9 protein-coding genes are annotated in these 26,243 nt (G+C 66.7%); 4 read left to right on the top strand and 5 right to left on the bottom strand.

Annotation, left to right across the window (positions count from 1 at the left end; genetic code table 11):
* Positions 1-474 precede the first annotated feature (474 nt).
* From SJI00_RS16255 to SJI00_RS16235, 5 genes are all read right to left on the bottom strand, one after another.
* Positions 475-4,119, bottom strand: coding sequence for a non-ribosomal peptide synthetase (locus tag SJI00_RS16255; protein ID WP_322462732.1), 3,645 nt, complete (start codon positions 4,117-4,119; stop codon positions 475-477).
* Complete coding sequence (locus SJI00_RS16250) at positions 4,116-14,354, bottom strand: non-ribosomal peptide synthetase (protein ID WP_322462731.1); 10,239 nt, start codon at positions 14,352-14,354, stop codon at positions 4,116-4,118. The genes SJI00_RS16255 and SJI00_RS16250 overlap by 4 nt, the downstream gene beginning before the upstream one ends.
* Complete coding sequence (locus tag SJI00_RS16245; RefSeq protein ID WP_322462730.1) at positions 14,347-20,916, bottom strand: non-ribosomal peptide synthetase; 6,570 nt, start codon at positions 20,914-20,916, stop codon at positions 14,347-14,349. The genes SJI00_RS16250 and SJI00_RS16245 overlap by 8 nt, the downstream gene beginning before the upstream one ends.
* 313 nt (positions 20,917-21,229) lie before the next feature.
* The gene (gabP, locus tag SJI00_RS16240) at positions 21,230-22,624 is read right to left on the bottom strand and encodes a GABA permease (protein ID WP_322462729.1); all 1,395 of its coding nucleotides are present in this window, start codon (positions 22,622-22,624) and stop codon (positions 21,230-21,232) included.
* A 343-nt stretch (positions 22,625-22,967) separates the two neighbouring features.
* Complete coding sequence (locus SJI00_RS16235; protein ID WP_416221056.1) at positions 22,968-23,384, bottom strand: Fic family protein; 417 nt, start codon at positions 23,382-23,384, stop codon at positions 22,968-22,970.
* A gap of 370 nt (positions 23,385-23,754) precedes the next feature.
* On the opposite strand from SJI00_RS16235, the gene SJI00_RS16230 reads away from it, so the two are divergent.
* From SJI00_RS16230 to SJI00_RS16215, 4 genes are all read left to right on the top strand, one after another.
* Positions 23,755-24,012, top strand: coding sequence for a hypothetical protein (locus SJI00_RS16230; RefSeq protein ID WP_322462728.1), 258 nt, complete (start codon positions 23,755-23,757; stop codon positions 24,010-24,012).
* 521 nt (positions 24,013-24,533) lie between these two features.
* Positions 24,534-24,863: a type II toxin-antitoxin system TacA family antitoxin gene (locus SJI00_RS16225; protein ID WP_322462727.1), complete on the top strand. Its 330-nt coding sequence runs from the start codon at positions 24,534-24,536 to the stop codon at positions 24,861-24,863.
* Positions 24,820-25,377 (top strand): GNAT family N-acetyltransferase, encoded by a 558-nt coding sequence (locus SJI00_RS16220; RefSeq protein ID WP_322462726.1) that lies wholly within the window; start codon positions 24,820-24,822, stop codon positions 25,375-25,377. The genes SJI00_RS16225 and SJI00_RS16220 overlap by 44 nt, the downstream gene beginning before the upstream one ends.
* Before the next feature lie 582 nt (positions 25,378-25,959).
* Positions 25,960-26,220 (top strand): hypothetical protein, encoded by a 261-nt coding sequence (locus SJI00_RS16215; RefSeq protein ID WP_322462725.1) that lies wholly within the window; start codon positions 25,960-25,962, stop codon positions 26,218-26,220.
* Positions 26,221-26,243 lie beyond the last annotated feature (23 nt).

The raw sequence follows: 26,243 nt of genomic DNA, 5'->3' as shown, positions 1-26,243 counted from the left end.
TTGGCGCAAAAAATGCGACGTAAACCACGTGTGGCCAGGTGATGGGAGGTGCAGGGGGAATGCCGGAATAGTACCGTGCCCGGTGTCAGGCTGATAAGCACCGTGCGATCCAGGCAGGTTGACGCTCGTCTCAGGCAGGTCGACACGTCGAACCGACGCTCGCACATGACCGAACTGGCAGGTTGCCTGAGCACTTCTGGGCCACTTCATTTGCCACGCTGGGCGGCGGGGCCGGCCCAGGGCTGGCACCTCGATTATCCTGCCGGTGCACGGCGGCTGAATCAGGCCGGCTTTGCCGCCTCAGGGCTGCAACCACTATTTCCCTGCTGTTTTCGCGGCGCCTGGTTCAGGCCGGCTTTGCCGCCCCAGGGCTGCGGCCTGTATTTACCCGTCATTGGTGGGCGCTTTGCTTAAGCCGACTGCGCCGGCCATCGCCGTTCATCAGCGCCACACCGCCGCCCAACCCATCCTGCCCTAACCGGGCTGCCGCGCCTTCTCCAGCAACCGCGCCTTCTCCTCCGGGCTCATCGACTCCAGCCGCACACGGGCCTGGGCCAGCTTCTCCAACTGCCCTGGCGCCACTTCCTGCAAGCGCAACGCCTGGGCCAGCGCTGCCGGGCTTGGATGGTCGAAGACCACGCCCGGGTGCACCTCGCAGTGCAGCAGCTTGCGGATGCCGGCCACCAGCTTGATCACCAGCAGCGAATGCCCGCCAGCGGCGAAGAAGTCCTGCTCAACGCTCAGGCGCTCGCTGCCGAGCAACTGCGCCATGCGCCCTGCCAACACCTGTTCCAGTGCATCGCGTGGCGCCACGTAGGCCTGCTGGGTGGCGCCAAGGTCGCTGGCGGTCAGGGCCTGGCGGTCGATCTTGCCGTTGCCCAGGCGCGGCATGCGTGCCAGTGGTTGCACGCTTCGCGGCACCATCACCGCAGGCAGGCGTTGTTCGAGCTGGCGCTTGAGGGCGTTGCCCCAGTCGTCTGGCGCCTCGCCTCGCGCGGTGACGAAGGCCAGCGGCTCGCCCTGCCCGTCGAGCACCACGGCGGCTTCGCTGACGTCCGCCAGCGCCGCCAGCTCGGCCTCGATCTCGCCCAGTTCGACGCGAAAGCCGCGCAGCTTGACCTGCTGATCCGCGCGCCCTTGCAGCACGATGCCGCCTTCGGGGCGATAACGGGCCAGGTCGCCGGTGCGGTACAGGCGCCCACCGATGACCTGCGGGGCCTCGATGAACGCCTCGGCCTGTTGCTGCGCAGCGTTGAGGTAGCCGCGGGCCAGCTGCGGGCCGGCCAGGTACAGCTCGCCCAGCTCGCCGCTGGCCACCAGTTGCTGCTGGGCATCGAGCACCCGCAGCTGATTGTGGCCGAGCACCTGGGTGAGCGGCAGCGCGCTGCCGTCGAGGTCGGCGGCACTGATGGCGTGCACCAGCACCCCGACCGTGGCCTCGCTCGGGCCGTAGTGGTTGAACAGGCGCAGGTCCGGGCGCAGGCGCAGCAGCCGCTCGACCAGCGCTGGCGCCACGGCTTCGCCGCCCAGGACCAGGGTGCCGGGCAGTTGCGGCTGGGGCGTGTCCAGCAGGGCCGCCAGGTGCGAGGGCACGATTTTCAGGCAGTCGATGGCCTGCTCGCCAATGAACCGCGCAAACGCTTCGCCGGCCTGCACCGTGGCGTCGTCGGCCAGGTGCAGGGCGGCGCCGTTGAACAGCGCGCCGAACAGGGTGGTGTGGCCAAGATCGGCGACCACGCTGGCGCTGAAGGCGAAGCGTTGGCAGCCGGCCAGGCCCAGCGCCTCGCTCGCGCTGGCCACGTAGTGCGCCAGCGCGCCGTGCTCGATGGCCACCGCTTTGGGCATACCGGTCGAGCCCGAGGTGAACAGCACATAGGCCAGGTCACTGGCGCTGAGCACGGCGGGCTCGGGGATGGGTGCAGCGGCGGCCTGGCCGTCGGCTTCCCCCATCAGCACGTGGGCGATGTCCAGCTCCAGACGCCGCTCGCTGATTAGCAGCGTGGCGTCCGCTTGCTGCACCAGTGTGCTCAGCCGCGCCACCGGCCAGTGCGGGTCCAACGCTACCCAAGCTGCGCCAAGGCGCCAGGTGGCCAGCGCCGCCACCAGCCAGTGCGCCGAACGCGGCAACGCCAGGCCGACGCGCGTCCCGGCGCTGACGCCCTGCACCGCCAAGGTCGCGGCAAGGCGCTGCACACGGCCGTCCAGCGCGGCGTAGGTCAGGGTTTCACCCGGGCCGACGAATGCCGGCGCGTACGGTGTTTCCCGGCACCAGTGAGCGATGCGCGCGGGCAGCGTGTCGGCCGCTGCAGGCGCTTGAGCACGCGGAGCGAGGGCCGGCTGACGGCCAGGTTCAGCGGCGCCCGACTGCGTAAGGTCGGCGACCGCAGCGGAACCCGACAGATCGCCTTGTTCAGCGTCAGCCCGGTGCTCAAGCCCCGCGACCGGGTCAAAGCTGGGCACACTGCTCCGCTCAGCGTCAGCCCGGTGTGCAAGCTCAGCGACCGGATCGACGCTCGGCAGACCGCCCTGCTCAGCAGCATCCCGCTGCACAAGCTCAGCGCCCGGATCGACGCTCGGTACTGAACCGCGTGCCATCTCGGCCGTGTTCCAGCCAGCCGCAGCGCGGTTGAACGCCAGCAGCCGCTCGCGTTCGGCGTCGCCCAGTACCGCGCAGTCGGCCACTGGCGCGGCTGGCGTAGCAACGAGGTTGCCGAGCAGCACCTGATACTGCTCGAGCAAGACGCCCATGGCGACGCGGCTGTAGTGGCGGCGGTCGAACACCAGGCTCAGCGGCTGCGTGGCCGGCTCGGCGGCCACGCTCACTTGCAATTGCAGCTCCAGGCCCGGGGCCAGGCACGGCGTCATCTGCGCCGACCACGCAGACGCCTCGAGCGCCGGCAGGCGGCGCGCGGCGAAGCCGCAGCGGGGGCGGGTCGCATCAGTGCTGGCGGGGCAGTACTCCTGCCAGGTGCGGTGCTGTTCCAGCACGCCGCTCAGTTGGCTCAGGCAGGTGTCGAACGAGGCCTGGGGATCGAACACCAGGTGCAGCGGCAGGGTTTTTTCGAACACCCCCAGGCTGTGCGCGAAGAAGTCGTAGTCGGCGCGGCTGTCGTGGCGCCAGCCGGCGATGAACGACGAACGCCCGCTGATGCGCGCCAGCAGCAGCCACCAGGCTGCCTGCAGGACGGTGTCGGGGCTGACGCCGCTGCGCGCGGCCAGTGCCTGAACCGCCTGGCGCAACGTCGCCGACCACTGTGCCTCGACCTGCTCGACGCCAGCCTCGCCGGCCCCGATGCCGATGCCGATGCCGGTGCGGGTGTGGGCGTCTGGGCCGTTGCCGTTGCCAGTGACGGCGTCTCTACCTGCACCTGTTGGGGCCGCGTCGCGGCCCATCGCGACCGAGGTCGCTCCTAGAGGGATACCTGGACCTGTGCTGGTGTCGGCGCCAACGTTCATATCTGCGCCACCAGCGGCACCGCCCTGGCGCCGATACGGCAAGTCGGCCTGGAACAGCGCCTGGCTGCCCAGGTGCGCCTGCCAGTACTGCGCGGCCTGCCCGGCGTCTTCGTCGAGCACCACTTCGGCGCGCCATTCCAGGTACTGCGCGAACTGGCCCAGTTCGTCGTCCGCTCCGAGCGGGCCTTGGCGATAGGTCTGGATCAGTTGCTCTGCCAGCAGGGGCAGGCTGCTGGCATCGAGCAGCACGCGTGGCGCGACCAGGGTCAAATGCCAGGCATCGCCCTCCAGACGCTGCAGCAGGGCCTGCACCTGGGCTGGCTGCGTGGCGGCCTGGCGCAGCCAGTGCTGGCGCTGGGCGCTGGCAACCGCAGTGGGCTGCGGCGCATCGAGCACGCTCAGTGGCAACTGCGCGCCACGCCCCCCCGGAAACTGACGCAGGCCGTGATAGCCCGGCACCGCCGCGATGGCCGTGGTCAGCACCGGCTGGCGCAGCGCCAGGTCATCGAGGGCCGCCTGCAGCGCGGCTACCTGCAGCGCGCCGTGGAGGCGGATGTCCAGCACCTGGGCCGCTGGGCCTCGCGCAATCGGGTCATTGCAGCAGTGCTGTTCGGCGAGCAGGGCCAGGCCCGCGCCGAGGGTTTGCACGTCAAGCTCGCTCATGCGTCAGCCTCTTGGGTCAGTGAGGCGGCCCGTGGGGCCGCTTGCAGGGTGCGTCGTTCGATCATTTCGCCCATCGCCACGACGATCTTGCGTGGCCCCTCGAACGGGTCTCGGGCGTGGGCGGCGAGCATGTTGTCGAGCAGGATCACATCGCCCTTGCGCCAGTCGAAGCGCACCGCGCAGGCCTCGTACAGCTCGCCGACCAGCGCCATGGTGGCGTCGTCGATCGGCGTGCCATCGCCGTAGTAGACGTGGCGCGGCATGCGCTCGGCGCCGAACAGCGCCAGCAGGTCTTCGCGCACGTCCGGGTCCAGGCAATGGATGTGGTGCAACTGCACTTGGTTGAAGAAGGTTTTCTCGCCGGTGACCGGGTGGCGAATGATCGCCGGGCACGGCGTGCGGATCTGCAGCTCGTCGTTGTCGAACCAGGTCCACTGAATGCCGGCGGCGCTGCAACGCGCTTCCACCTCACGGCGGTCGTCGGTCTTGAAGAAGTGCTGCCACGACACATCGAGGTTGCTGGCGAAGGTGCGCACGTACAGCAGGCCCTTGCGCTCGAACTGATCGCGCACCGCCTCAGGCATGCGCTGGTACATCAGCCGGCAGTCGACCACGGGCGTGGCACCGCCCACCGGCGAGGGCTGCTCACAGAAGAACAGCTGCTTGCGCGGCCAGGTGTCCTGGTGCGAGCTCTCGTTGTGGAACAGGATCATCTTGTTTTCCGGGTAGGGCGTTGAGCGGTAGGTGTTCTTGCCGCCCTCTTTCTTCGGCAGGTCGCCGTACTTGCCGTACAGGCCCGGCTGCACCGCCTCGGCAAACGCCTCGAAGGCGTGGATGTCGTGCATGGCAAAACCGCGGAACAGCAGCCCGGCATGGCGCGACAGCTTGGCCTCGATGTCGGCGCGGTTGGCCTGCACCCAGCTCACCAGGTCGAGCCCCGGGTCGTTCGGCTCGATCAGCAGCGGGAACACCTGCGGCGCGGCCAGCAGGGTTTCACGCACCGCAGCGCTTGGCGCCGCCTCGGCGGGTTTGGGTTTCTTGAGAAACTTGCCGAGCTTGTCGGGCTTCGGCGCGGCTGCAGGCGCGGCGCCAAGCGCGGCAGGGCTCGGGGCGGCTGCGACAACGGTCTCCGTGCTCATCTTGAGGTCTCCTAATCTGATATCCGGCTCGCGCAGGATCTGCTGCAGAATGCCGGTCCAGTCCCTGGCCAGGGCACGCACGCGCTCGCCGGCGAACAGCTCGCTGGCGTACTGCCAGGTGCCGCGCAGGCCATCGCCGTCCTGATCGAGGAACAGGGCCATGTCGAATTTCGAGTAGCTGCTCAGGGCCGGGATCACCTCGACCTGCAACGCCGCCAGGCGGGCGTCGCGCACCGGCAGGTTGTTCATCACGAACAGCACTTGCACCAAGGGGTTGAGGCCGCGCTGGCGCGGCGCACCGGACGCTTCGACGATCCTGTCGAAGGGCAGCTCCTGGTGCTCGAAGGCCTCCAGGCTGGTGTCGCGTGTGGTGGCCAGGTAGTCGCTGAAGCGTTGCGCGGCGGCATAGCGCGACCGCAGCGGCAGGATGTTCACGAAAAAGCCGATCAGGCCTTCGAGTTCCGGGCGCGGGCGACCGGCGACATCGGCGCCGACCACCAGGTCGTCGCACGCCGCCACGCGGTGCAGCAACACCTGAAAGCCTGCCAGCAGGACGCTGTAGAGGGTGGCGCCGGCGCGTGCCGCCACGGCGCGCAAGCCCTGCACCAGCTCCGCGTCCAGCTGCAGCTCCAGCGCGCTGCCGGCGCTGGAGGTCTGCTGGGCGCGGGGCTGGTCGGTGGGCAGCGCCAGCACGCCAGCGTGCCCGGCCAGGGCCTGGCGCCAGTAGTCGGCCTGGGCCGCGAGCACGCCGGCCTGCTCCAGCGCCAGTTGCCAGCGGGCATAGTCGCTGTACTGCAGCGGCAGCGGGTCGAGGTGCGGCGGCTCGCCGGCCTGCAACTGCCCGTAGAACGCCACCAGCTCGTTGACCAGCAGCGACATCGACCAACCGTCGGAGATGATGTGGTGCATGGCGTACAGCAGCACATGCTCACGCTCACCGAGGCGCAGCACCTGCCCGCGCAGCAGCGGGGCGTGCAGCAGGCTGATGGCCGTGCTGGCGTTGTCGAGCACCGCCTGCGCCACCTGCGCTTCACGCTCGGCGCGGCCCAGGCCGGACAGGTCGCGCAGCGCCAGCTCGCTGCTGGCCGAGGGCAACACCTGCGCCTGCGGGTCGCCTTCGTCATCGGCCACATAGGCCGTGCGCAGCACCTCATGGCGCTGGATGACGGCATCGAGCGCCTGCTGCAGCAGCGCCACCTGCAGCTCGCCGGTCACCCGCAGGGCCAGCGGCATGCCGTAGGCGGCGCTGCCGCCGGCCAGTTGCTCGACCACCCACAAGCGCCGCTGCGCCAGCGACAACACCGCCTGGGCGTCGGCGCCTGCGGCCTGCAACACCGGCAGCGCCGCGCGGGTTGCCCCGGTGCGGGCCTGCAGCAGGTCGACGAAGGCGTCGAAGCGTGGCTGCTCGAACAGGTCGCGCAGGCCCACCGGCATCGGCAGCAGTTCTTGCAGACGCGCGACCACCTGGGTCGCCAGCAACGAGTGGCCGCCGAGTGCGAAGAACTGCGCATCCAGCCCCACCGGCTGGACGTCCAGCACCTGCTCCCAGACCGCCGCCACCTGTCGTTCGAAGGCGTTGCGCGGCGCCCGCAGCGGGCCGTCGGCCTGCACCGCCTGAGGCGCGGGCAAGGCGCTGCGGTCGAGCTTGCCGTTGGGCGTCAGCGGCAGGCGGGCCAGGCAGACGATGAAGGCCGGCACCATGTAAGCGGGCAACTGCTCGGCCAGTTGCGCCTTGAGCTCGGCGTCCAGGTTGGCCTGGGCGTCGGCGCTGGTGCAGGGGCGATGGGGCGCCACATACGCCACCAGTTGCGTGCTGCCTTGCAGCTCACAGGCCAGCACCGCCGCCTCGCGCAGCTCGTTCAGTGCCAGCAGACGCGCTTCGATTTCCCCGAGTTCCACGCGATAGCCACGGATCTTCACCTGATGGTCCAGGCGGCCGAGGTATTCCAGGGCGCCGTCGTCGCGGTAGCGAGTCAGGTCGCTGGTGCGGTACAGGCGCTCGCCCGCACGGGCGAAGGGGTGCGGCACGAAGCGCTCGGCGGTCAATGCCGGGCGGCCCAGGTAGCCGCGGGTCAGGCCTGCGCCCGACAGGTACAGCTCGGCGCCCACGCCCTGCGGCACCGGTTGCAGGTCGGCGCCGAGCAGGTAGCTGCCGGTGCCCGGCAGCGGGCGGCCAATGTTCGGCGTACCGCCGGCCTGGCGCTGGGTGGCGGTGGAATAGGTGGTGTCTTCGGAGGGCCCGTAGAGGTCATTGACGCGCACCACGTTGGGCAACTGATACAGCGCATCGACCAGGTGCTGCTTGAGCGGCTCGCCCGCCAGGTTGATCACCCGCACGCTGGGCGGAATCTGTCCGGCCTGCAGCAACGCGGCCAGCGCCGATGGCACGCTGTTGATCAGCCGCACACGTTCGCGCGCCGGCAGCTCAGGCAGGCTCAGGGCATTGCGCGCCAGCACGATGAAGCCACCACTGGCCAGGGTGATGAAGATTTCCCAGACCGACAGGTCGAAACACACCGAGGTGGCCGCCAGCACGCCTTGCAGCTCGTCGCGGCTGAAGCTCTGCTGCGACCAGTTCAGCAGCGCCTGAACGTTGCGGTGGGTGATCGACACGCCCTTGGGCAAGCCGGTGGAGCCGGAGGTATAGATCACATAAGCGAGGTTGTCGGGGCTCACCGGGGTGGCCGGCGCGGTGCTGGGGCAGTCGGCCAGCCAGGTGTGGGCATCGTCCAGGCACAGCACCTGCACGTTGCCCGGCAGATCGAGGCTGGCCAGCACTGCGGCGTCGCTGAGCAGCACCTGGGCGCGGCTGTCCTCGAGCATGTAGGCCAGGCGTTCGACGGGGTAGTCGGGGTCAAGCGGCACGTACGCGCCACCGGCCTTGAGCACCGCCAGCAAGGCCACGATCAGCTCGGCGGTACGCGGCAAGGCGATGCCCACGCGCACCTCAGGGCCCACGCCCAGGGCCAGCAGACGATGGGCCAGACGGTTGGCGCGCTGGTCCAGCTGGCGATAGGTCAGGGTCTGCGTGCCGTCGATCAGCGCCAGGTGTTCGGGGTCGCGCTCGACCTGCGCGGCAACGCAAGCATGAATGCACTGCGCCGGCACCGCGGCAACGGCATCCTGGTTCCACTCATCGACCAGGCGGTGGTGCTCCTCGTCGCCGAGCATGCGCAGCTCACCCAGCGCGGCGGGAGCTGCGAGCAAGCCGTGCAGCAGGTTCAGCAGGTGCTGGCCCAGCTGCTCGACCTGCGCGGCGCCGAACTGCTGGCGGTCGTACTGGAAGTGCACGCTCAGCCCGGCCTCGACGCCCACCAGCAGGGTCAGCGGCACGCTGGTCTGCTCGCGGGTCGCCACCGCGCCGAACTGCAGCCCGTCCGCGGCGCCCTGTTGCAGCGCCTCGGCCACCGGGTAGTTCTCGAACACCAGCAAGGTGTCGAACAGGCTGTCACCGCCCTGCCCGGCCCAGCGCTGGATGTCGAACAGCGGCGTGTGCTCGTGTTCACGCAGCGCCAGATTGTGCGCCTGTAGCTGCGCAAACAGCGCTGCCGGCGACTGCTCGCCCTGCAGCGGTACGATCACCGGCAAGGTGTTGATGAACAGCCCGACCTGGGCGTCGATACCTGGCAATGACGCCGAGCGGCCCGAGACTGTCGTGCCGAAGACCACGCAGGCCTGCCCGGTGTAGCGCTGCAAGAGCAAAGCCCAGGCCGCCTGCAACACCGTATTGAGGGTCACCTTGTGGGCACCGGCCAGGGCCTTGAGGCGCTCGCAGGCAGCGCTGTCGAGCAGCCGCAGGTGCTCGCCGTGCCCGCTGCGGGCAGCCGTGCTGGCCGGTAATGCTGCCGCCAGCCGCGTGGGCGCCGCGAGCCCCTGCAGCTGCTCACGCCAGAACTGTTCGGTGGCCTGCGCATCCCGCCCGGCCAGCCAGGCGATGTAGTCGCGGTAACGGCCCGGTGCTGCCGGCAGCGCTTCACCCCGATAGCGCTGCAGCACTTCGCCCAGCCACTGCGCGTTGCTCCAGCCATCCATCAGCAGGTGGTGGCTGGTGTAGATCAACTGGTAGCGCTGCGCGTCGAGGCGCACCAGGTGCACGCTGAGCAGTGGCGCCTGGTCCAGCTCGAAACCTTGGTTGCGCAGTTGCAGGGCCAGCGCGTCTGCGTCGGCGAGCGGGTCAGGGTGCTCGCGCCAGTCATGCTCGAAGAACGGCAGCCGCACGCTGCGCTGTACCACTTGCAGTGCGCGTTCGCCTGGCAGGAACGCGCTGCGCAGGCTGTCGTGGGCATCCAGCGCGGCTTGCCAGGCGGCGCGCAGGCGCTGCGCATCGAGGCCGCTGACCGCGACCGACAGTTGGTTGATGTACGCGCTGTCGCCAGGTTGATAGAGGCTGTGAAAGAGCATGCCTTGCTGCATGGGCGACAGCGGGTAGAGGTCTTGCACGCTGCGCGGGTCGAGCGCCAGGCGATCCAGCGCTGCTTGATCGAGGCCGGCCAGCGGCACGTCGGAGGGGGTCAGGCTGCCGTTGCCGGCGCTGCAGCAATGGCCGATCAGCGCGGCCAGCGCCTGGCCGTAGGCCTCGGCCAGGGCCTGCACGTCGGCCGGCGCAAACTGCCGCTCGCTGAACTGCCAGTCCACCTGCAACTCACCGCCGTAGACCTGACCATTGAGGGTCAAGCCGTTGCCCAGCGGTGCCTCGGCGCCCTGCTCCGCGCCGCGCGGCTCGCCCACTGCGGCGAAGAGCGCATCGGCCTGGTCGAAGCTGCCGTCGAGCTGGCCCAGGTAGTTGAAGGTGATGCACGGGGCCGGCTGTGCGGCCAGGGCTGCGCGCGCCTCTTCGCGGCCCAGGTAGCGCAGCGCGCCATAGCTCAGGCCGTTGTCCGGCACGCCGCGCAGTTGTTCCTTGATCTGCTGGATCGACGCCGCCAAGGTGGCCGCTGGGGTCAGCTTGACCGGGTACAGGCTGGTGAACCAGCCAACGCTGCGGGTCAGGTCCAGCTCGCGGGACAACACCTCGCGGCCATGGCCTTCCATCAACACGCTGACCGCCGGGCAGTCACTCCAGCGGCAGATCACCTGGGCCAGTGCGGTCAGGAGCAGGTCGTTGACCTGGGTACGGTAGGCTGCGGGCGCCTGTTGCAGCAGCTGCCGGGTCAGCTCGGCGTCCAGCCGGGTCTGCACATGGCAGGCCTCGCGCTGCAGCAGCGGTGTGTCGAGCGCTGCGGCGGGCAGCGCGAGGTCGACCGCCTGCGCCTGCCAATAGGCCAGTTGATTGTGCAGGCCCGGCGCCTGCGCATCGGCTTGCAGTTGCTCGGCCCAGGCCTTGACCGAATGGGTCCTGGCCGGCAGGCATTGCTGGCGATAGGCGCTCTGCAGGTCTTCGAGCAGCACCCGCCATGACACGCCATCCACGGCCAGGTGATGAATGACCAGCAGCAAGCGCTGGCGGCCATCCGGGCGCTGGGTCAACAGCCCGCGCAACAGCGGCCCGTGTTCGAGGTCGAGGCTGGCCTGGGCCGCGTCGGCAGCGGCCTGTTGCTGCGCGTCATCGGCCACCGCCTGCTGCCACACCAGCGTGGCCGGCTCGGCGTCGGCGAAGTGCGCAGCGCCGTCGTTGAAGCGCAGGCGCAGCGCGTCGTGGTGCTGCACCAGGACGTGCAAGGCCTGTTCGAGGGTCGCGGCGTCGAGGGGATGTCGCGGGGCCAGCAGCACGGACTGGTTCCAGTGCTGCGGCGTGCTGTGCACGGTGTCGAAGAACCACTGTTGGAACGGCAACAGCGGCGTCGACCCGCAGGCCGGTTGCTGGTCGATCAGCTCGGCCGCCTCACCGCACACGGCCACCGTGGCCAGGGCCTGCACGGTCTGGTGCTGGAACAGGTCTCGGGGGCTGAAACGAATACCGACCTGCCGCGCGCGGCTGACCAACTGGATGGCGATGATCGAATCGCCGCCCAGCTCGAAGAAGTTGTCGTTCAGGCCCACCTGTTCGCGCTTGAGCAGCGTTTGCCAGACCTGCGCCAGGCGCTGCTCCAGCACGCTGCGCGGGGCCACGTACTCGGCCTGTGCCTGCGCCGCGTCGGGGCGCGGCAGGGCCTTGCGCTCGAGCTTGCCGTTGGGGCTCAGCGGCATGCGTTCGATGAACACCAGCTGGTTGGGCACCATGTAGTCGGGCAGCGCCTGGCGCAATGGCGCACGCAGGGCCTCGCGCAGGCTGGTCTGCTGATCAGGTTGCCAGTGGCTGGGCACCACATAGCCCACCAACGCGCCGTCGAGGGCCAGCACCACCGCTTCGCGCACCGCATCCTGCTCCATCAGCCGCGCTTCGATCTCGCCCAGCTCGATGCGCAAGCCGCGAATTTTCACTTGATGATCGATGCGCCCGCGGTACTCGATCACGCCATCGGCGCGCTGGCTGGCCAGGTCGCCGGTGCGGTACAAGCGTTGCCCGCTGCCGAACGCACTGGTGACGAAACGCTCGGCCGTCAGCCCCGGGCGGCGATGGTAACCGCGCGCCAGGCCCTCACCGCCCAGGTACAGCTCACCGACCACCCCGGGCGGCACTGGCTGCAGTTCAGGGTCGAGCACGTAGGTCTGCAGGTTGGCGATCGGCTGGCCGATCGGCACCGCGTCGCGGCCCTCATCGCGGCAGGTCCAGTGGGTAACGTCGATGGCGGCCTCGGTCGGGCCATAGAGGTTGTACAGCGCCACGCCCGGCAGGCGCGCCAGCACCTGGTCCTGGGCGTCCACTGGCAGGGCTTCACCACTGCAGACGATCCGCCGCAGGCTCTGGCAACCGCCCACCTGCTCATCGAGCAGGAACATCTGCAGCATCGAGGGCACGAAGTGCAGCGTGGTGACCTGGTAGTGCCTGATCGACTCGACCAGCCGCTGCGGGTCACGATGGTCGCCCGGGCGAGCCACGGCCAGGCAGGCACCGGTCATCAGCGGCCAGAAGAATTCCCACACCGACACGTCGAAACTGAACGGGGTCTTCTGCAGCACCGTGTCGCCCGGGCCCAGGCCATAGGCCTGCTGCATCCAGCACAGACGGTTGGTCAGGGCGCGGTGGCGGTTGCCGGCGCCTTTGGGCTTGCCGGTCGAGCCGGAGGTGTAGATCACGTAGGCCAGCTGTTCGGGGTCGACCGACACAGCCGGCGCCTCGGCGGGCGCATCGTCCAGCACCAGGGTATCCAGCGCCAGCTGCGGCACCTGTGCCGGGCATGGCAGGTCTAGGTGCGAGTGGGTCAGCAGCAGCGCCACGCCACTGTCATCGAGCATGTAGCTCAAGCGCTCGGCCGGGTAGTCCGGGTCCAGCGGCACGTAGGCCCCGCCCGCCTTGAGGATCGCCAGCAGGCCGACGACCATCTCCACACTGCGCTCCACCGCAATGCCCACCAGCACCTCAGGGCCGATCCCGAGCCCCCTCAGGTGATGGGCCAAGGCATTGGCGCGCTGGTCGAGCTCGCGGTAGCTCAGTGCGGCATCAGCAAAACGCAGCGCCGGAGCGTCGGGGGTGGCGCGCACCTGGCGTTCGATCAGGCGCTGCACCGGTTGGTCGAGCGGGTATTCGGTGACGGCGGTGGCGTTCCACTGCTCGACGATCAACGCCTGTTCGGCGGCATCGAGCAACGCCAGCTTGGCCACCGGGGTGTGCGGCGCGGCGACGATGCCGCGCAGCAGGTTCAACCAGTGGCGGGCCATGCGCGCCACGCTGTCGCGGGCGAACAGGTCGCTGGCATAGACCAGCGCGGCGCCGAGCGCGCGCCCGTCATCCTGGGTTTCCAGGGTCAGGTCCAGCTGTGCGCTGGCGGCGTCCCACTGCAAGGGCGTCACGCTCAGCCCCGGCAAACCGAGGTCTGCAGCTTGGCGCACGCCGTCCTGATGGCTGTGCATGGCCTGGAACAATGGGTTGTGGCTGAGGCTGCGCGGCACGCCCAAGGCCTCGACCAGTTGCTCGAACGGCAGGTCTTCATGGGCCTGAGCCTCGCGCACCTGGTGCGCCACACGCTGCAGCACCGCGCTGAAGGCCTCGTTGGCGTCGAACTGCACCGCGAGCACCTGGGTGTTGACGAACAGGCCGATCAGCCTTTCGGTTTCCAGGCGATTGCGGTTGGCCACCGGCACCCCGACGCGCACCTGCGCCTGGCCACTGTAGCGGTGCAGCAAGGTCTGGAAGCTGGCCAGCAGCAGCACGAACAGGCTCACCCCGTGTGCCGATGCAAGCCCGCGCAGGGCTTGGGCCAGCGGCGCGGGAAGGTCCACCGACACGCGACCGCCCGCAGCGCTCAGGCTTGCCGGGCGCGGCTGGTCGGTGGGCAACTCCAGGACCTGCTGCGGGTCGCCGATCTGGGTTTTCCAATACGCCAGCTGCCGCTCGCCTTCACCGGCCTGCATCCACTGTCGCTGCCAGGCGGCAAAGTCTGCGTACTGCACCGCCAGCGCCGGCAGCGCCACGCCGCCGGCGTAGGTGGCCAGCAGCTCCTCGACCATCAGCGCCATCGACCAGCCGTCGGTGATGATGTGATGCAACACCAGCACCAGCAGGTGCTCATCCTGCGCCACCGGCACCCGGCACACGCGCAGCAGCGGGCCGTGCTGCAGGTCGAACGGGCGTGCGCTGATACGCTCGACGCAGGCGTGCAAGCGCTGTTGCAGCGGCAGGTCAGCGTTCGGCAACTCAGCGTGCTCAAGGGTCACGCGCGTCGGCGCATCGATGACCTGAAACACCTCGCCGCCGTCTTCGACAAAGCGCGTGCGCAGGCTGGCGTGGCGCGCGACCAGCGCATCGAAGCTGGCCTGCAAGCGCGCCTGATCCAGCGCGCCGCGCACCTGCAGCGCAGTGGCAATGTGGTAGGCGCTGCCGCTCGGCGCCAGCTGCCAGAGGAACCACTGGCGCTGCTGCGCGTACGACAGCGGCGCACGCTCGCCGGCCAGCGCCGGGACGATCGGCAAGCGCGCCACGTCGATGCCCCTCTCATGCAGCTTGGCGAACAGCTGGCGGCGCTTGTCCGCGCTCAAGCCGGCGATGCGCTCGACCAGCTGCTGATTGCGTGCGGCGTGTTCAGACGCGCCGCGTTCAGGCCCGAGGTGTTCAGACATTGTCCATCTCCAGTTCATCGAGCACGCCAAAGATCTGATCCAGCTCGCTGTCGCGCGCTTGGCTCGAGGCGTTCTGCTGCAGGTGTCCGGCCAGCTCGCCGAGGGTGCGCAGCCCATGGAAGTCGCGCAGCTTGAGCTCGATCTCGAATTCATCACGGATGCGCGACAGCAGCCGCACGACCTGCAACGAGTGCCCGCCGAGGGCGAAGAAGTCGTCGTCAAGGCCGACCTGCGGCACCTCCAGCAGGTCTTGCCAGATCAGCGCCAGACGCTGCTCCAGCTCACTGGCAGGCGCTGCATAGGCCTGCTGCAACACGCGCGCGTCCGGCGCGGGCAAGGCCTGCCGGTCGAGTTTGCCGTTGGTGGTCAGCGGCAGTGCCGCCAGCCACAACACGTGGGTCGGCACCATGTACTCCGGCAATTGCCCACGCAGGTTGGCCTTGAGCTGATCACGGGCCAGGGCTTGCGTGTGCGCCTCGGCGCTGGCCAGTGCCGGGTCGCGCGGCACCACGTAGGCCACCAGTTGCAACGACTCACCACGGCCATGGGCCAGCACCACCACGCTGGCCACCGCAGGGTCGGCCAGCAGGCGCGCTTCGATCTCGCCCAGCTCGATGCGAAAGCCGCGGATCTTCACTTGCTGGTCGATCCGGCCGCTGTACTCGATCACCCCATCGGCACGGTTGCGTGCCAGGTCGCCCGTGCGGTACAGGCGCCCGCCGTGGGCATCGAACGGGTTGGCCACGAAGCGCGTGGCGCTCAGGCCCGCGCGATTCAGATAGCCCCGGGCAAGCCCCGCGCCGCCGATGTACAACTCGCCCACGCAGCCTTTGGCGACGGGGTTGAGGCCGGCGTCGAGCAGGTACCAGGTCAGGTCGCCGATCGGTTCGCCGATCGGGCTGCTGGCGGGCTGGTCGAGGTCATGGCGGGTCAGCGCGCGGTAGGTGACGTGCACGGTGGTTTCGGTGATGCCATACATGTTGACCAGTTGCGGCGTGCGGTCGCCGAAGCGCTCGAACCACGGCCGCAGGCTGTTCACCTCCAACGCTTCGCCACCGAAGATCACCTGGCGCAACGCCAACGCCTGCGGGTTGGCGCAGGCCACCGGCATCAGTGCCTTGAACGCCGAAGGGGTCTGATTGAGAACAGTCACCCGCTCCTGGCTGAGCAACTGATGGAAGGCCTCAGGCGTGCGGCTGACGTCATGTGGCACCACCACCAGGCGCCCGCCATGCAGCAGCGCGCCGAAGATTTCCCAGACCGAAAAATCGAAACCGTAGGAATGGAACAGGCTCCAGACATCCTGCTCGTCGAAGTTGAACCTGCTCTGCGTTGCCGCGAACAGGCGCAGCACGTTGCGGTGGGTCAGCAGCGTGCCTTTGGGGTGGCCGGTGGAGCCGGAGGTGTAGATGACGTAGGCCAGGTGGTCCGGGCCCACACGCGGGGCCGGGGCATCACGACGCGCGTCGGCAGCCCCCAGGTCGAGCACCGGCAAGTGCTCGGGCAGCGGCAGGTGCGCCCGCACCGCCGGCTCGGCCAGCAGCAAGGCGATGCCGCTGTCTTCGATCATGTAGGCCAGGCGTTGCTGCGGGTAGGCCGGGTCCAACGGCACGTAGGCGCCGCCGGCTTTGAGAATGGCCAGCAGGCCGATCAGCATCGGCACGCCACGTTCGGCCGCCAGGCCGACGCAGACGTCGGGGCCGACGCCGCGTTCGACCAAGGTGTGGGCCAAGGCGTTGGCGCGCGCGTCGAGCTCGGCGTAGGTCAGGTGCTGAGCGTCACAGGTGATCGCCACGGCCGCGCCACGGCGCTGGGCCTGGGTGGCGATGACGCTGTGCAGGCAGTGTTCGACCGGCACCTGCAGCGGCTGGCCATTCCACCCGTGCAAGGTCGCCTGGTACTCGTCGACGCTTAACAGCGGCACGTCAGCCAGGCGCTGCTCAGGCCCATCGACCATGCCCTGCAGCAGCGCCTGCCAATGCCCGGCCAGGCGCTGCACCGTGGTGGCCGTGAACAGGTCGGTGGCGTAGGTGAACACCGCGTGCAGGCCGCCTGCAGACTCGAAGGTGTCGAGCATCAGGTCGAACTGACTGGTCTCGCTGGTCAGCATCAAGGCCTCCAGCTGCAACCCGCCCACCTCACGCCGTAGCGCACTCTGGCGGGCATGGGCTTGGTGGTTGAACAGCACCTGGAACAGCGGGTGATGGCTGTGACTGCGCTCGGGCTGCAAGGCCTCGACCAGTTGCTCGAAGGGCAGCGCCTGATGCGCCTGGGCGTCCTGCGTGGTGCGCCGCACTTGGGCCAACAGCGCGGTGACGGTCATCTGCGGGTCGAGCTGGGCCTGCAACACTTGGGTGTTGACGAAAAAGCCCAACAGGCCCTCGGTTTCCAGACGCTGGCGGTTGGCCACCGGCACCCCGACGCGGATTTCCGCTTGCTGGCTGTAGCGGTGCAGCAGCGCCTGCAACGAGGCCAACAGCACGCTGAACAAGGTGGTATTGGCCGCGTGCGCCAGGCCCTTGAGCTGCGCGGTCAGGGCCGCCTCCAGGCTCAGTTCCACGGCGGCGCCACGGCCACTGGCCTGCGCCGGGCGGGGGTGGTCCAGGGGCAGCTCGATGACGCTGTGGTCAGTGCCCAGTTGCGCGGTCCAGTAGGCCAGTTCGCGCGCCCCTTCGCCGCCTGCCAGGCGTGCACGCTGCCAGACGGCGTAGTCGGCGTACTGCACGGGCAGCGCTGGCAGTGCCGGCAGCTGGCCTTGGCTGAAGGCTTCATAGCCCAGCACCAATTCCTCGACCATGCGCTGCATCGACCAGGCATCCGAGACGATGTGGTGCTGTACCAGCACCAGCACGTGCTCGTCGTCGGCCTGGCGCAGCAGCGCGACCCGCAGCAGCGGGCCGTTGTCCAGGTCGAAGGGCTGACGGGCGAAGCCTTGTACCCACCCCGCGCAGTCGCTGCCGGCTGGCAGCGGTTGCGGCGCGAGGTCCAGGGCTGTGGGCGCCGCGATCACCTGCAGCAGTTGCTCGCCATCGTGGCGGAAGGTGGTGCGCAGGGTTTCGTGGCGCGCGATCAGCAGGTCGAAGGCCTGCTGCAAGGCACTGACGTCCAGTGGCCCGTGCAGGCGCAAGGCGACCGGAATGTGATAGGCGCTGCTCTGCGCATCGAGCTGCCACAGGTACCACTGACGTTCCTGGGCGTAGGACACCGGCAGCGGTTGCTGGCGGCTCACCGGCTGCAGCGGCGCATGGCGCGGTGCGTCCTGGCCGAGGCTGGCGGCAAAGGCACGCAGGGTGGTGTGCTCGAACACGCGCTTGAGGGCGATCTCTTGATCGAGCAGCACGCTCAGGCGCGACACCACTTGTGTGGCCAGCAGCGAATGGCCACCGAGCACGAAGAAATCGTCGTCGGCGCCCACTTCGCTGACCTGCAGCAGCTCGCCCCAGACCTGGGCCACGGCGTGCTCAAGCGGCCCTTGTGGCGGCAGGTAGGCGCGCTGCAACAGGCTGGCGTCAGGGGTTGGCAAGGCCGTGCGATCGAGCTTGCCGTTGGTGGTCAACGGCCATGCGCCGAGCAGCAGCCAGTGGGTCGGCAGCATGTACTCGGGCACCTGTCCGCGCAGGCTGACCTTGAGCTGCTCGCGCAGTGATGCCTGGGCTGCGGCCTCGGCGGTGACCTGTGTGGTGTCGGTCGGCACCACGTAGGCCACCAGTTGCAGTGACTCGCCGCTGCCGTGGGGCAGCACCACCACGCTGGCGACCGCAGGCTCGGCCAGCAGCCGCGCTTCGATCTCGCCCAGCTCGATGCGGTGGCCACGGATCTTCAATTGCTGGTCAAGCCGGCCGCTGTATTCGATCACCCCGTCGGCGCGGTAGCGGGCCAGGTCGCCGGTGCGGTACAGGCGCCCGCCGTCTGCACCGAACGGGTCGGCGATGAAGCGCGTGGCACTGAGCCCGCCGCGGTTCAGGTAACCACGCGCCAAACCCGCCCCGGCAATGTACAGCTCGCCCACGCAGCCCTTGGCCACCGGGTTGAGGTCGGCGTCGAGCAGGTACCAGCGCAGGTCGGGAAGCGGTTGGCCAATCGGGCTGTTGGCGCTCTGGCGCAGATCCTCGAGGGTCAGTGGGCGGTAGGTGACGTGTACGGTGGTTTCGGTGATGCCGTACATGTTCACCAGGCGTGGGGCGCGCTCACCGAAGCGCTCGAACCACGGCCGCAGGGCGTTCACATCAAGCGCTTCGCCGCCGAAGATCACTTCGCGCAGGGCCAGGCGCCCGGTGCCGGCGCAGGCCACCGGCTGCAGCGCCTTGAAGGCCGACGGGGTCTGGTTCAGCACCGTCACGCCCTCGCGGCACAGCAGTGCGTAGAACGCCTGCGGCGAACGGCTGACGTCATGCGGCACCACCACCAGGCGCCCTCCGTGCAGCCAGGCACCGAAAATTTCCCACACCGAAAAATCGAAGCCATAGGCATGGAACAGCGTCCACACATCGTGCTCGTCGAAGGCGAACCAGGGCGCGCTGGCCGTGAACAGGCGCAGGGCGTTGGCATGGGTCAGCAGCGTGCCTTTGGGCTGGCCGGTAGAGCCGGAGGTGTAGATGACATAGGCCAGGTTGTCCGGGCCGACGTGGGTGGCCGGAGCCTCGTCACGCTCGCCCTGCTCGCCCAAGGCGATCAGCGTCACGTGCTCGGGTAGCGGCAGGCCTGCCTGCACCGACGGTTCGGCCAGCAGCAGGGTGATGCCACTGTCTTCGATCAGGTAGGCCAGGCGTTGCTGTGGGTAGGCCGGGTCCAACGGCACGTAGGCGCCGCCGGCTTTGAGAATGGCCAGCAGGCCGATCAGCATCGGCACGCCACGTTCGGCCGCCAGGCCGACGCAGACGTCGGGGCCGACGCCGCGTTCGACCAAGGTGTGGGCCAGGGCATTGGCGCGGCGCTCGAGCTGGCCATAGGTCAGTTGCTGCTCGGCGCAGGTCACGGCCACAGCCTCCGGGCGTCGCTGGGCCTGCAGCGCGATCTGCTGGTGCAGGCAGGTGCTGACCGGGAACTGAGCCGGTGCAGGGTTCCAGGCCTGTAGGCTGGCCTGGTGCTCAGCGGCGTCGAGCATGGGCAGCTCGGCCAGCCGTCGCTCATCGCCCGCCACCAGCGCCTGCAACAGCGCCTGCCAGTGCTCGGCCATGCGCGTGACGGTGTCGGCCGTGAACAGGTCGCAGGCGTAGGTCAGCGCGGCGTGCAGCTCGCCCCCGCGCTCGAAGGTATCGAGGGTGAGGTCGAACTGGGTGGTCTGGCTCTGCCACTGCACCTGCCCCAGGCGCAGGCCGCCGGGCAAGGCGTAGGTGCTGAGGTCGGCCACCTCCGGCTGGTGGTTGTACATCACTTGGAACAGCGGCGTGCGGCGAGTATCGCGCTCAAGGTGCAGGGCTTCGACCAACTGCTCGAAGGGCAGGTCCTGATGGGCCTGGGCATCGAGCACCACGCCGCGCACCCGGCGCAGGAAGTCGTTCACTCGCAGCTGGCTGTCGACCTCGGTGCGCAGCACCTGGGTATTGACGAAGAAGCCGATCAGCCCTTCGGTTTCGCGGCGGTGGCGGTTGGCGATGGGCGTGCCGATGCGGATGTCCGCCTGGCCACTGTAGCGCTGCAACAACAGCTTGAAGGCCGCCAGCAGCACCACGAACAGGCTGACCTCCTGACGGCGAGCCAGACCGCGCAGCTGTTCGGCCAGTGCCGGTGCAACACTGAAGGTGCAGCGTCGGCCTTGCTGGCTGGGGTGTGCGGGGCGCGGGTGATCGGTGGGCAAGGCCAGCGGCGTCTGCTCGTGGCCCAGCTGGGCCAGCCAGTAGTCGAGCTGGCGCTGGCCCTCGCCCGCCTCCAGCCAGCGCCGCTGCCACAGGGCGTAGTCGCTGTACTGGATCGGCAGGGCTTGCCAGTTCGGCGCCTGGCCGGCCAGGCACGCGCTATAGGCCTGGATGAATTCTTCGATCAACACGCCCATCGACCAACCGTCGGCGACGATATGGTGCAGGGTGAGCAGCAGCACGTGCTCGTCGTCGGCCAGCTTGAGCAGGTGCACGCGCAGCAGCGGCCCGTTGGCCAGGTCGAACGGCGCCTGCGCCGTGGCCTCGGCCAGGGTCGACACCTGTTGTTCACGGGCAGCGGGGTCGAGTGCGGTCAGGTCATGCGTCTGCACCGCTACCGGAGTCGAGGCCAGGGCCCAGCGCACCTCGCCGTCGGCCTGGCGCTGGAACACCGTGCGCAAGGTTTCGTGGCGCGCCAGCAGGGCGGCGAACGCAGCCTCCAGCGCCGAGGCGTCCAGGCGACCGGTCAGGCGCACCGCCGCCGGCAGGTTGTAGGCGCCACTGTCGGGCGCCAGCGCCCAGAGAAACCACATCCGTTGCTGGGCGAACGACAGCGTGTGCCGGTCCTCGGCCGCCACCCCGGCAGGGATCGGCAATTGCTGAAAACTCACCCCTTCCTTTGCCAGCGCGGCGAGAAACGCGCGCCGCTTGTCCAGAGGCAGACCGATGAAACGGCCGGCGAGCATGAGGGATTGGTCAGCATTCATTTCGAGGCGTCCGGATTCAGAGGCGGGAGGCGCACAGGCGTGTCGTCCCTATAGAACGAATCCGCCGCCGAAAAATTAGCCGGCCCGGACGTGCGCTGACCATGGGTGCCGGGCACGCGCAATCGGCGCTGGCTGCAGGTGGCCAGGCGCACCGAACGCGGCATGAGGGGTTGCGAAAGCACGCGACGACGGACGTCTTGCCGCGAAGGGAGGGTGCAGGCAGAAACGGCCTGACGCAGGGTGCGTCAGGCCGTTTCGGGATCAGCGTTCAGGCGCTGGTTTCAGGCTTTGGTTTCAGGGCCTGGTCTCAGGCTCAGGTGAGCGAACGGACGCCCACCGAACGCGCATGGCCACGGGTGGTGACGATACCGAGGAACGAGATCACGATCGCCAGCCCCAAGGTGGCGCTGACTTCGGCGCGGTGCGCTTCGGTGAACATCATCACCGCCAGCGCCGCGCTGATGAAGATGATCACCGCCCAGGTCAGGTACGGGAACAGCCACATGCGGAACTTCAGCTCGGTGTTCTCACGTTCCAGGCGGCGGCGCATGCGCAGTTGCGAAATGGCGATCACCAGGTACACCAGCAGCGCGATGGCGCCGGAGCTCGCCAGCAGGAACTCGAACACGCCTTTGGGGGCGAAGTAGTTGAGCACGGCGATGGCGGCGCCGATCAAGGTGCTGCCGAACACTGCGGCATACGGCACGCCGACCTTGTTGGTGTGCTTGAGTACCGCCGGGGCGTCGCCGCGTTTGGCCAGCGAGTACATCATCCGCGAGGCGATGTAGATCGAGGAGTTCATGCAGCTGGTGACCGCCACCAGCACCACCATGTCGACCATGAAGGCGGCATGGGGAATGTTCATGATTTCCAACGCGCGCTGGTAGGAACCCACCACCGCCAGTTGCGGGTCGTTCCACGGCACCACGGAAATGATCACGAAGATCGACAGGATGTAGAAGGTGCTGATGCGCCAGATCACCGAGCGGGTGGCCTTGGCGATGTTGCGCGACGGGTCGCTCGACTCGGACGCGGCAATGGTCACAGCCTCCGTGCCAATGAAGCTGAACATCACCGTAATGAACGCACCGATCACCGCCGACCAGCCGTTGGGCGCAAAGCCGCCTTTTTCTGCGATCAAGGTGCTCAGGCCGCTGACTTCACGGTCCGGCAGCCAGCCCATCAGCGCTGCGGCGCCCAGGCCGATGAAGCAGAGAATGGCGGTGACTTTGAGGATGGCGAACCAGAACTCGAACTCGCCGTACTTGGCCACGCTGAACAGGTTGGTGCCGGCCAGCAGCAGCACCGAGGCCAGGGCGAAGATCCAGCTGTCGATGTGCGGGAACCAGGCATTGAGCACATGCCCGGCGGCCAGGGCTTCGATGGGGATCACCAGCACCCAGAACCACCAGTACAACCAACCGATGGTGTAGCCAGCCCAGCGGCCGATGGCCTGGTCGGCGTAAGTGGAGAACGAGCCGGTGTCGGGGTGGGCCACGGCCATCTCGCCGAGCATGCGCATGACCAGGACGACCAAGGTCCCGGCCACGAAATAAGAGATTATGGTGGCCGGGCCAGCTGCCGCGATGGCGTGCCCTGAACCGACGAAAAGTCCGGCACCGATGATGCCCGCAATGGACAGCATCGTTACATGACGTGGCTTGAACCCTTGCGCAAGGGCATTGCCATCAGATCCCACGGTGTTCATTCGATATTGTTCTCTTTTTGCTGACACAGGAAAGGACGGGCAGGCGTAGGCGATCTTATCTCCTTGATTGCACTGTGAATAACGCGGCACGCACGGGATTTTGTTGAGGTTTTGCCCGTGTGTCAGGGTGCTGCGCGGTGAATGACGGTGCCCATTTAAGCCCTGTGCGCCTGTGGGAATTTATGCGAGAACGCCTTGGGAGTGCGTGATTGCGACGACGGTTGTCTGATCGCGGCAGATGTCGGGATTGGCATGTCTGTTTGCGTCATGGGGTGTGACGCAGGGGGTGCGGCGCATGCCGGCAACACCGGCGCAGGCCTGAGAACTTTGCTGTGGCGAGCGATCAGACGCGTCGGTACTGCTGCAGCGGGCTGCGGGGCGAGGCGGGATCGGTCATCTCGATCAGGCCAGCCGCCAGGGCAGGCTTGAGGTAGTTCTGGTTGAAGGTGGGTCGGTGTGCGAGGCCCAGGCGTTGCATCAGTTCGCTGGCTCTGAGGGTGGTGCCGGGAGTGAGCACGGCGAGCAGGCGGGCGACGGGGGCGGTTACTTGATCGGTTACTTGGTCGGTTACTTGGTCGGTGGCTGGGTTAGCCGCGTATGGGTCCCCGGGTTTCATAGCATTTTCAGGCTCGCTTTCACTGGCCTCGCGCAGCGCCTGCTGCAAGGCTTGCAGCATGAACTCGACGAACGGCGTGGCCTCCCCCACCTGGTCGGCCAAGGCCAGCGCCGCGTAATAGGACTCTTGCCGAGCGCAGATCACCGACTCGACCGGCAGGTGGGTCTGGTCTGGTCTGGTCTGGTCTGGTCTGGTCTGGTCGTAACAGCAAACCGTACATCACCCAAGTGCTGTTGATTTTTCATTGATTACCAGATTTTCAACATGCGTTGAAATGTGAGTTTCCAGTGAAATTGCTCGACATGATTTTACTCTCGCCGCAGTGCGCGACGCTGTACCCTGGCGGCTCTGCGGACGGAGTAATGTTGATATATCTGACACGCATCTAGGACTTTTCGACTTTTAGCCGTATGACTCAGAGACTACTTTCCTGCGACTTATCGGCGTGGCAATACCACTCGATGCATCCACCAGCTGTTGCCTGGCGGCCACCCTACCGATTACTCGGACTGCCATGAAAAAGCCCGCCCCTACCACTCTCATTGCTACACCTCATTTGTCCGTTCACAGCGGCCTGAGCCGTGAGGACGCACTCGCGTATGCCCAGCAACTGTTGCAGGGCATCGAAGAGTCGCTCGATGGATATCGCACGACCAAAGCCGGTACCTCGGAAATGCACAACGTCCTCAGCGCTGTGCGCGCTGCGCGGACGGGACAGACGCTGTTGGCGCATGTGATGGGGCTTGATCCAGCTGAGGCACGCCGGCTGTAGGGCCGATTCAGCGCTCACTTAATGGAGTATCAGCAGGTTGAACGCTGGTTCGCAGCCTTGAAAATCGTCAAATGATCACTGAATTTGACTGAATGTTTCAGTTCTATCGCGCAAGCGCTTTGTCCTTCGAACACTGCAGCCGTTTCGACGTTGCTGGCCCAATGCCTTGGAGTTAACGTCCTCAGGCCGGCACTGACGTCCCGCCACTCCCGTCCATGGTCTACACCCCCTGGATCCGAAGCCCAGCCAACGATTTCCTGCTCCAACCGTACGGTAACCGTACAGAATTGACGCGCCTCAGGCTCTCGCCTACGATTCACCTCGTACGGTCTGTGTACGTACGGAGCCAAATACATTGCGAATCAGATGGATCACACGGCTCCAGACTGGAAACCGGTACGAGCGATGAATCGTCACATGAGCAGAGGACTTCGAGCAGATAAGCGCGTCAAAGAGACTGGATCCAAGCCAGAGGTAGGCAATCAAATCGATCAACATACAAGATTAATGAGGACGTCATAATGTCATCAGTAGGCGAAACACTTCAGGGTGCAAAAACTGCGAGATTGGACTTGAAAACAACTGAGTTTGCCAAGGAGGTCATTCGTAAAGCTGCAATTATTTCCGGACTCGACATGACTTCCTTCATTGTCGCTTCAGCCTTTGAAAAGGCTGAAGCTGTCCTGGAATCTCATCAAAGAATAGAAATTTCGGAAAAAGCCTTTGCTCGTGCTCATGAACTGAGCATACAAGCCATGAACAATCCGAAAGCCCATAAAAATCTTGTTGAACTACTACGGCAAAGAAATGAAAAATCCCAAACCGGTGTACGTCCAAGTAAACCTGAATAATTCACTGCACCAAGTAAAAATCAACAAGTCGTTTAAGTGTGGCGATCCGGTTATTGACCACTATCTTCGTTCCGGAAATCTCAAGCGCGCTGTAAATTCTGAAAACCTTCACGCCACAGCTGTGTGCAATGAACACTATGACGTCGTTGGCTTCATGACCGTGGGTTTCTCGCAGCTCGCGGCCAATCGGGTGAAAACGCCAAAGGGCAACCAACCCAAAATGCTTGCGGTCGCCAAGGTATTCATGATCGGCATCGATCAAGCCCATCAGGGAAAAGGACTTGGCACAGATCTGATGCTTGAAGCATTTGAGAAAGCCGTGGCTGTACACCTGCATATGCCGCTAAAGGGGATTTTCCTGGATGCCGCTCCAGGTAAAGCCTCGTTCTACGCAACCGTGTTCGGCTTCAAAGCGCTTGACGCTGACTGCATCGGCCCAAACGGAACCACCCCGATGTTCATACCTATCGAGAACGTGATAGCTGCTCTCATGGAAGTCAGCGATCTCGCCTAATAAACGCGCGTCATGCGGTATCGAACTGTTGTTTAACGAGTAAAACCACTCGTCCTGCAGCGTCTGAAAGCCCGTCCATTCGATCCGTTGCGCACATGAACTGGGTCGTTGATGCCCTTTCAAAACGGCGAACAGACGTGTGAAGACTGACGATTGATGACCCGCTGATAGGAAATCCTCAGCCTTGGTATAAAAGCGGGCCATCCGAAAACAGTCGTATATTTTTTCGAACAAGCGTGAGTGGATCTTCAAACCAAATGCGTTAATGATTGTAAGAAAATTCTGTATTTTTACCAAATACTACAGCTTAGCCTGACGCGCGACTTATCCTACGCGCGCTGCAGCCGTTTCGACGTTGTTGATCCGAGGCAAGAGGATTAATTTCCTCTGGTCGTCGTCCTGACGATCAGGGTGTGAGAGCCCGGCGGATTATCGGAATGCTGTTATGGCAGCCGTTCGTGGGCAGACTTCGGTCTGGCCGGAATTCCGATGTTCGCCGGTCTCTCACCCTGCGAACGGCTGCCACCCATTTCTGTGAGAGGAACTGTCTGGCAGCCACTACCGCGAACACGGAGTCCCGCCATGAAAAAACCAGTCCCTGATCCACCCCGCAAAATCATCCACACCCCTTACCTCGCCATCCACGACGACCTCAGCCCGCAAGACGCTCTGACCTACGCTGAACAATTGCTGCACGCTATCGAAGAGTCGCTCGACGAATACTGCTTGGCCAATGCCGGTACCTCAGGGATGGCGCTGTTGATCGGCGCCGCCCATGCCGCCCGCAGTGGCCAGGCGTTGTTGGCGCATGCGTTGAAATCCGAAGCTGGGGAAACAGTTTAGGCGCGAGAGGCCGGCGCTGGACT

It is taken from the genome of Pseudomonas gebzensis (assembly GCF_034427815.1).
GTDB lineage: Bacteria > Pseudomonadota > Gammaproteobacteria > Pseudomonadales > Pseudomonadaceae > Aquipseudomonas.
The sequence above is the reverse complement of the archived record's forward strand: the minus strand, read 5'-3'. Positions and strand labels throughout refer to the sequence as shown.

Excerpts from the sequence above, each read along its gene's own strand:
- SJI00_RS16255 (WP_322462732.1), bottom strand. The coding sequence starts at position 4,119 with ATGAGCGAGCTTGACGTGCAAACCCTCGGCGCGGGCCTGGCCCTGCTC.
- SJI00_RS16250 (WP_322462731.1), bottom strand. The coding sequence starts at position 14,354 with ATGTCTGAACACCTCGGGCCTGAACGCGGCGCGTCTGAACACGCCGCA.
- SJI00_RS16245 (WP_322462730.1), bottom strand. The coding sequence starts at position 20,916 with ATGAATGCTGACCAATCCCTCATGCTCGCCGGCCGTTTCATCGGTCTG.
- gabP (WP_322462729.1), bottom strand. The coding sequence starts at position 22,624 with ATGAACACCGTGGGATCTGATGGCAATGCCCTTGCGCAAGGGTTCAAG.
- SJI00_RS16230 (WP_322462728.1), top strand. The coding sequence starts at position 23,755 with ATGAAAAAGCCCGCCCCTACCACTCTCATTGCTACACCTCATTTGTCC.
- SJI00_RS16225 (WP_322462727.1), top strand. The coding sequence starts at position 24,534 with ATGTCATCAGTAGGCGAAACACTTCAGGGTGCAAAAACTGCGAGATTG.
- SJI00_RS16220 (WP_322462726.1), top strand. The coding sequence starts at position 24,820 with ATGAAAAATCCCAAACCGGTGTACGTCCAAGTAAACCTGAATAATTCA.
- SJI00_RS16215 (WP_322462725.1), top strand. The coding sequence starts at position 25,960 with ATGAAAAAACCAGTCCCTGATCCACCCCGCAAAATCATCCACACCCCT.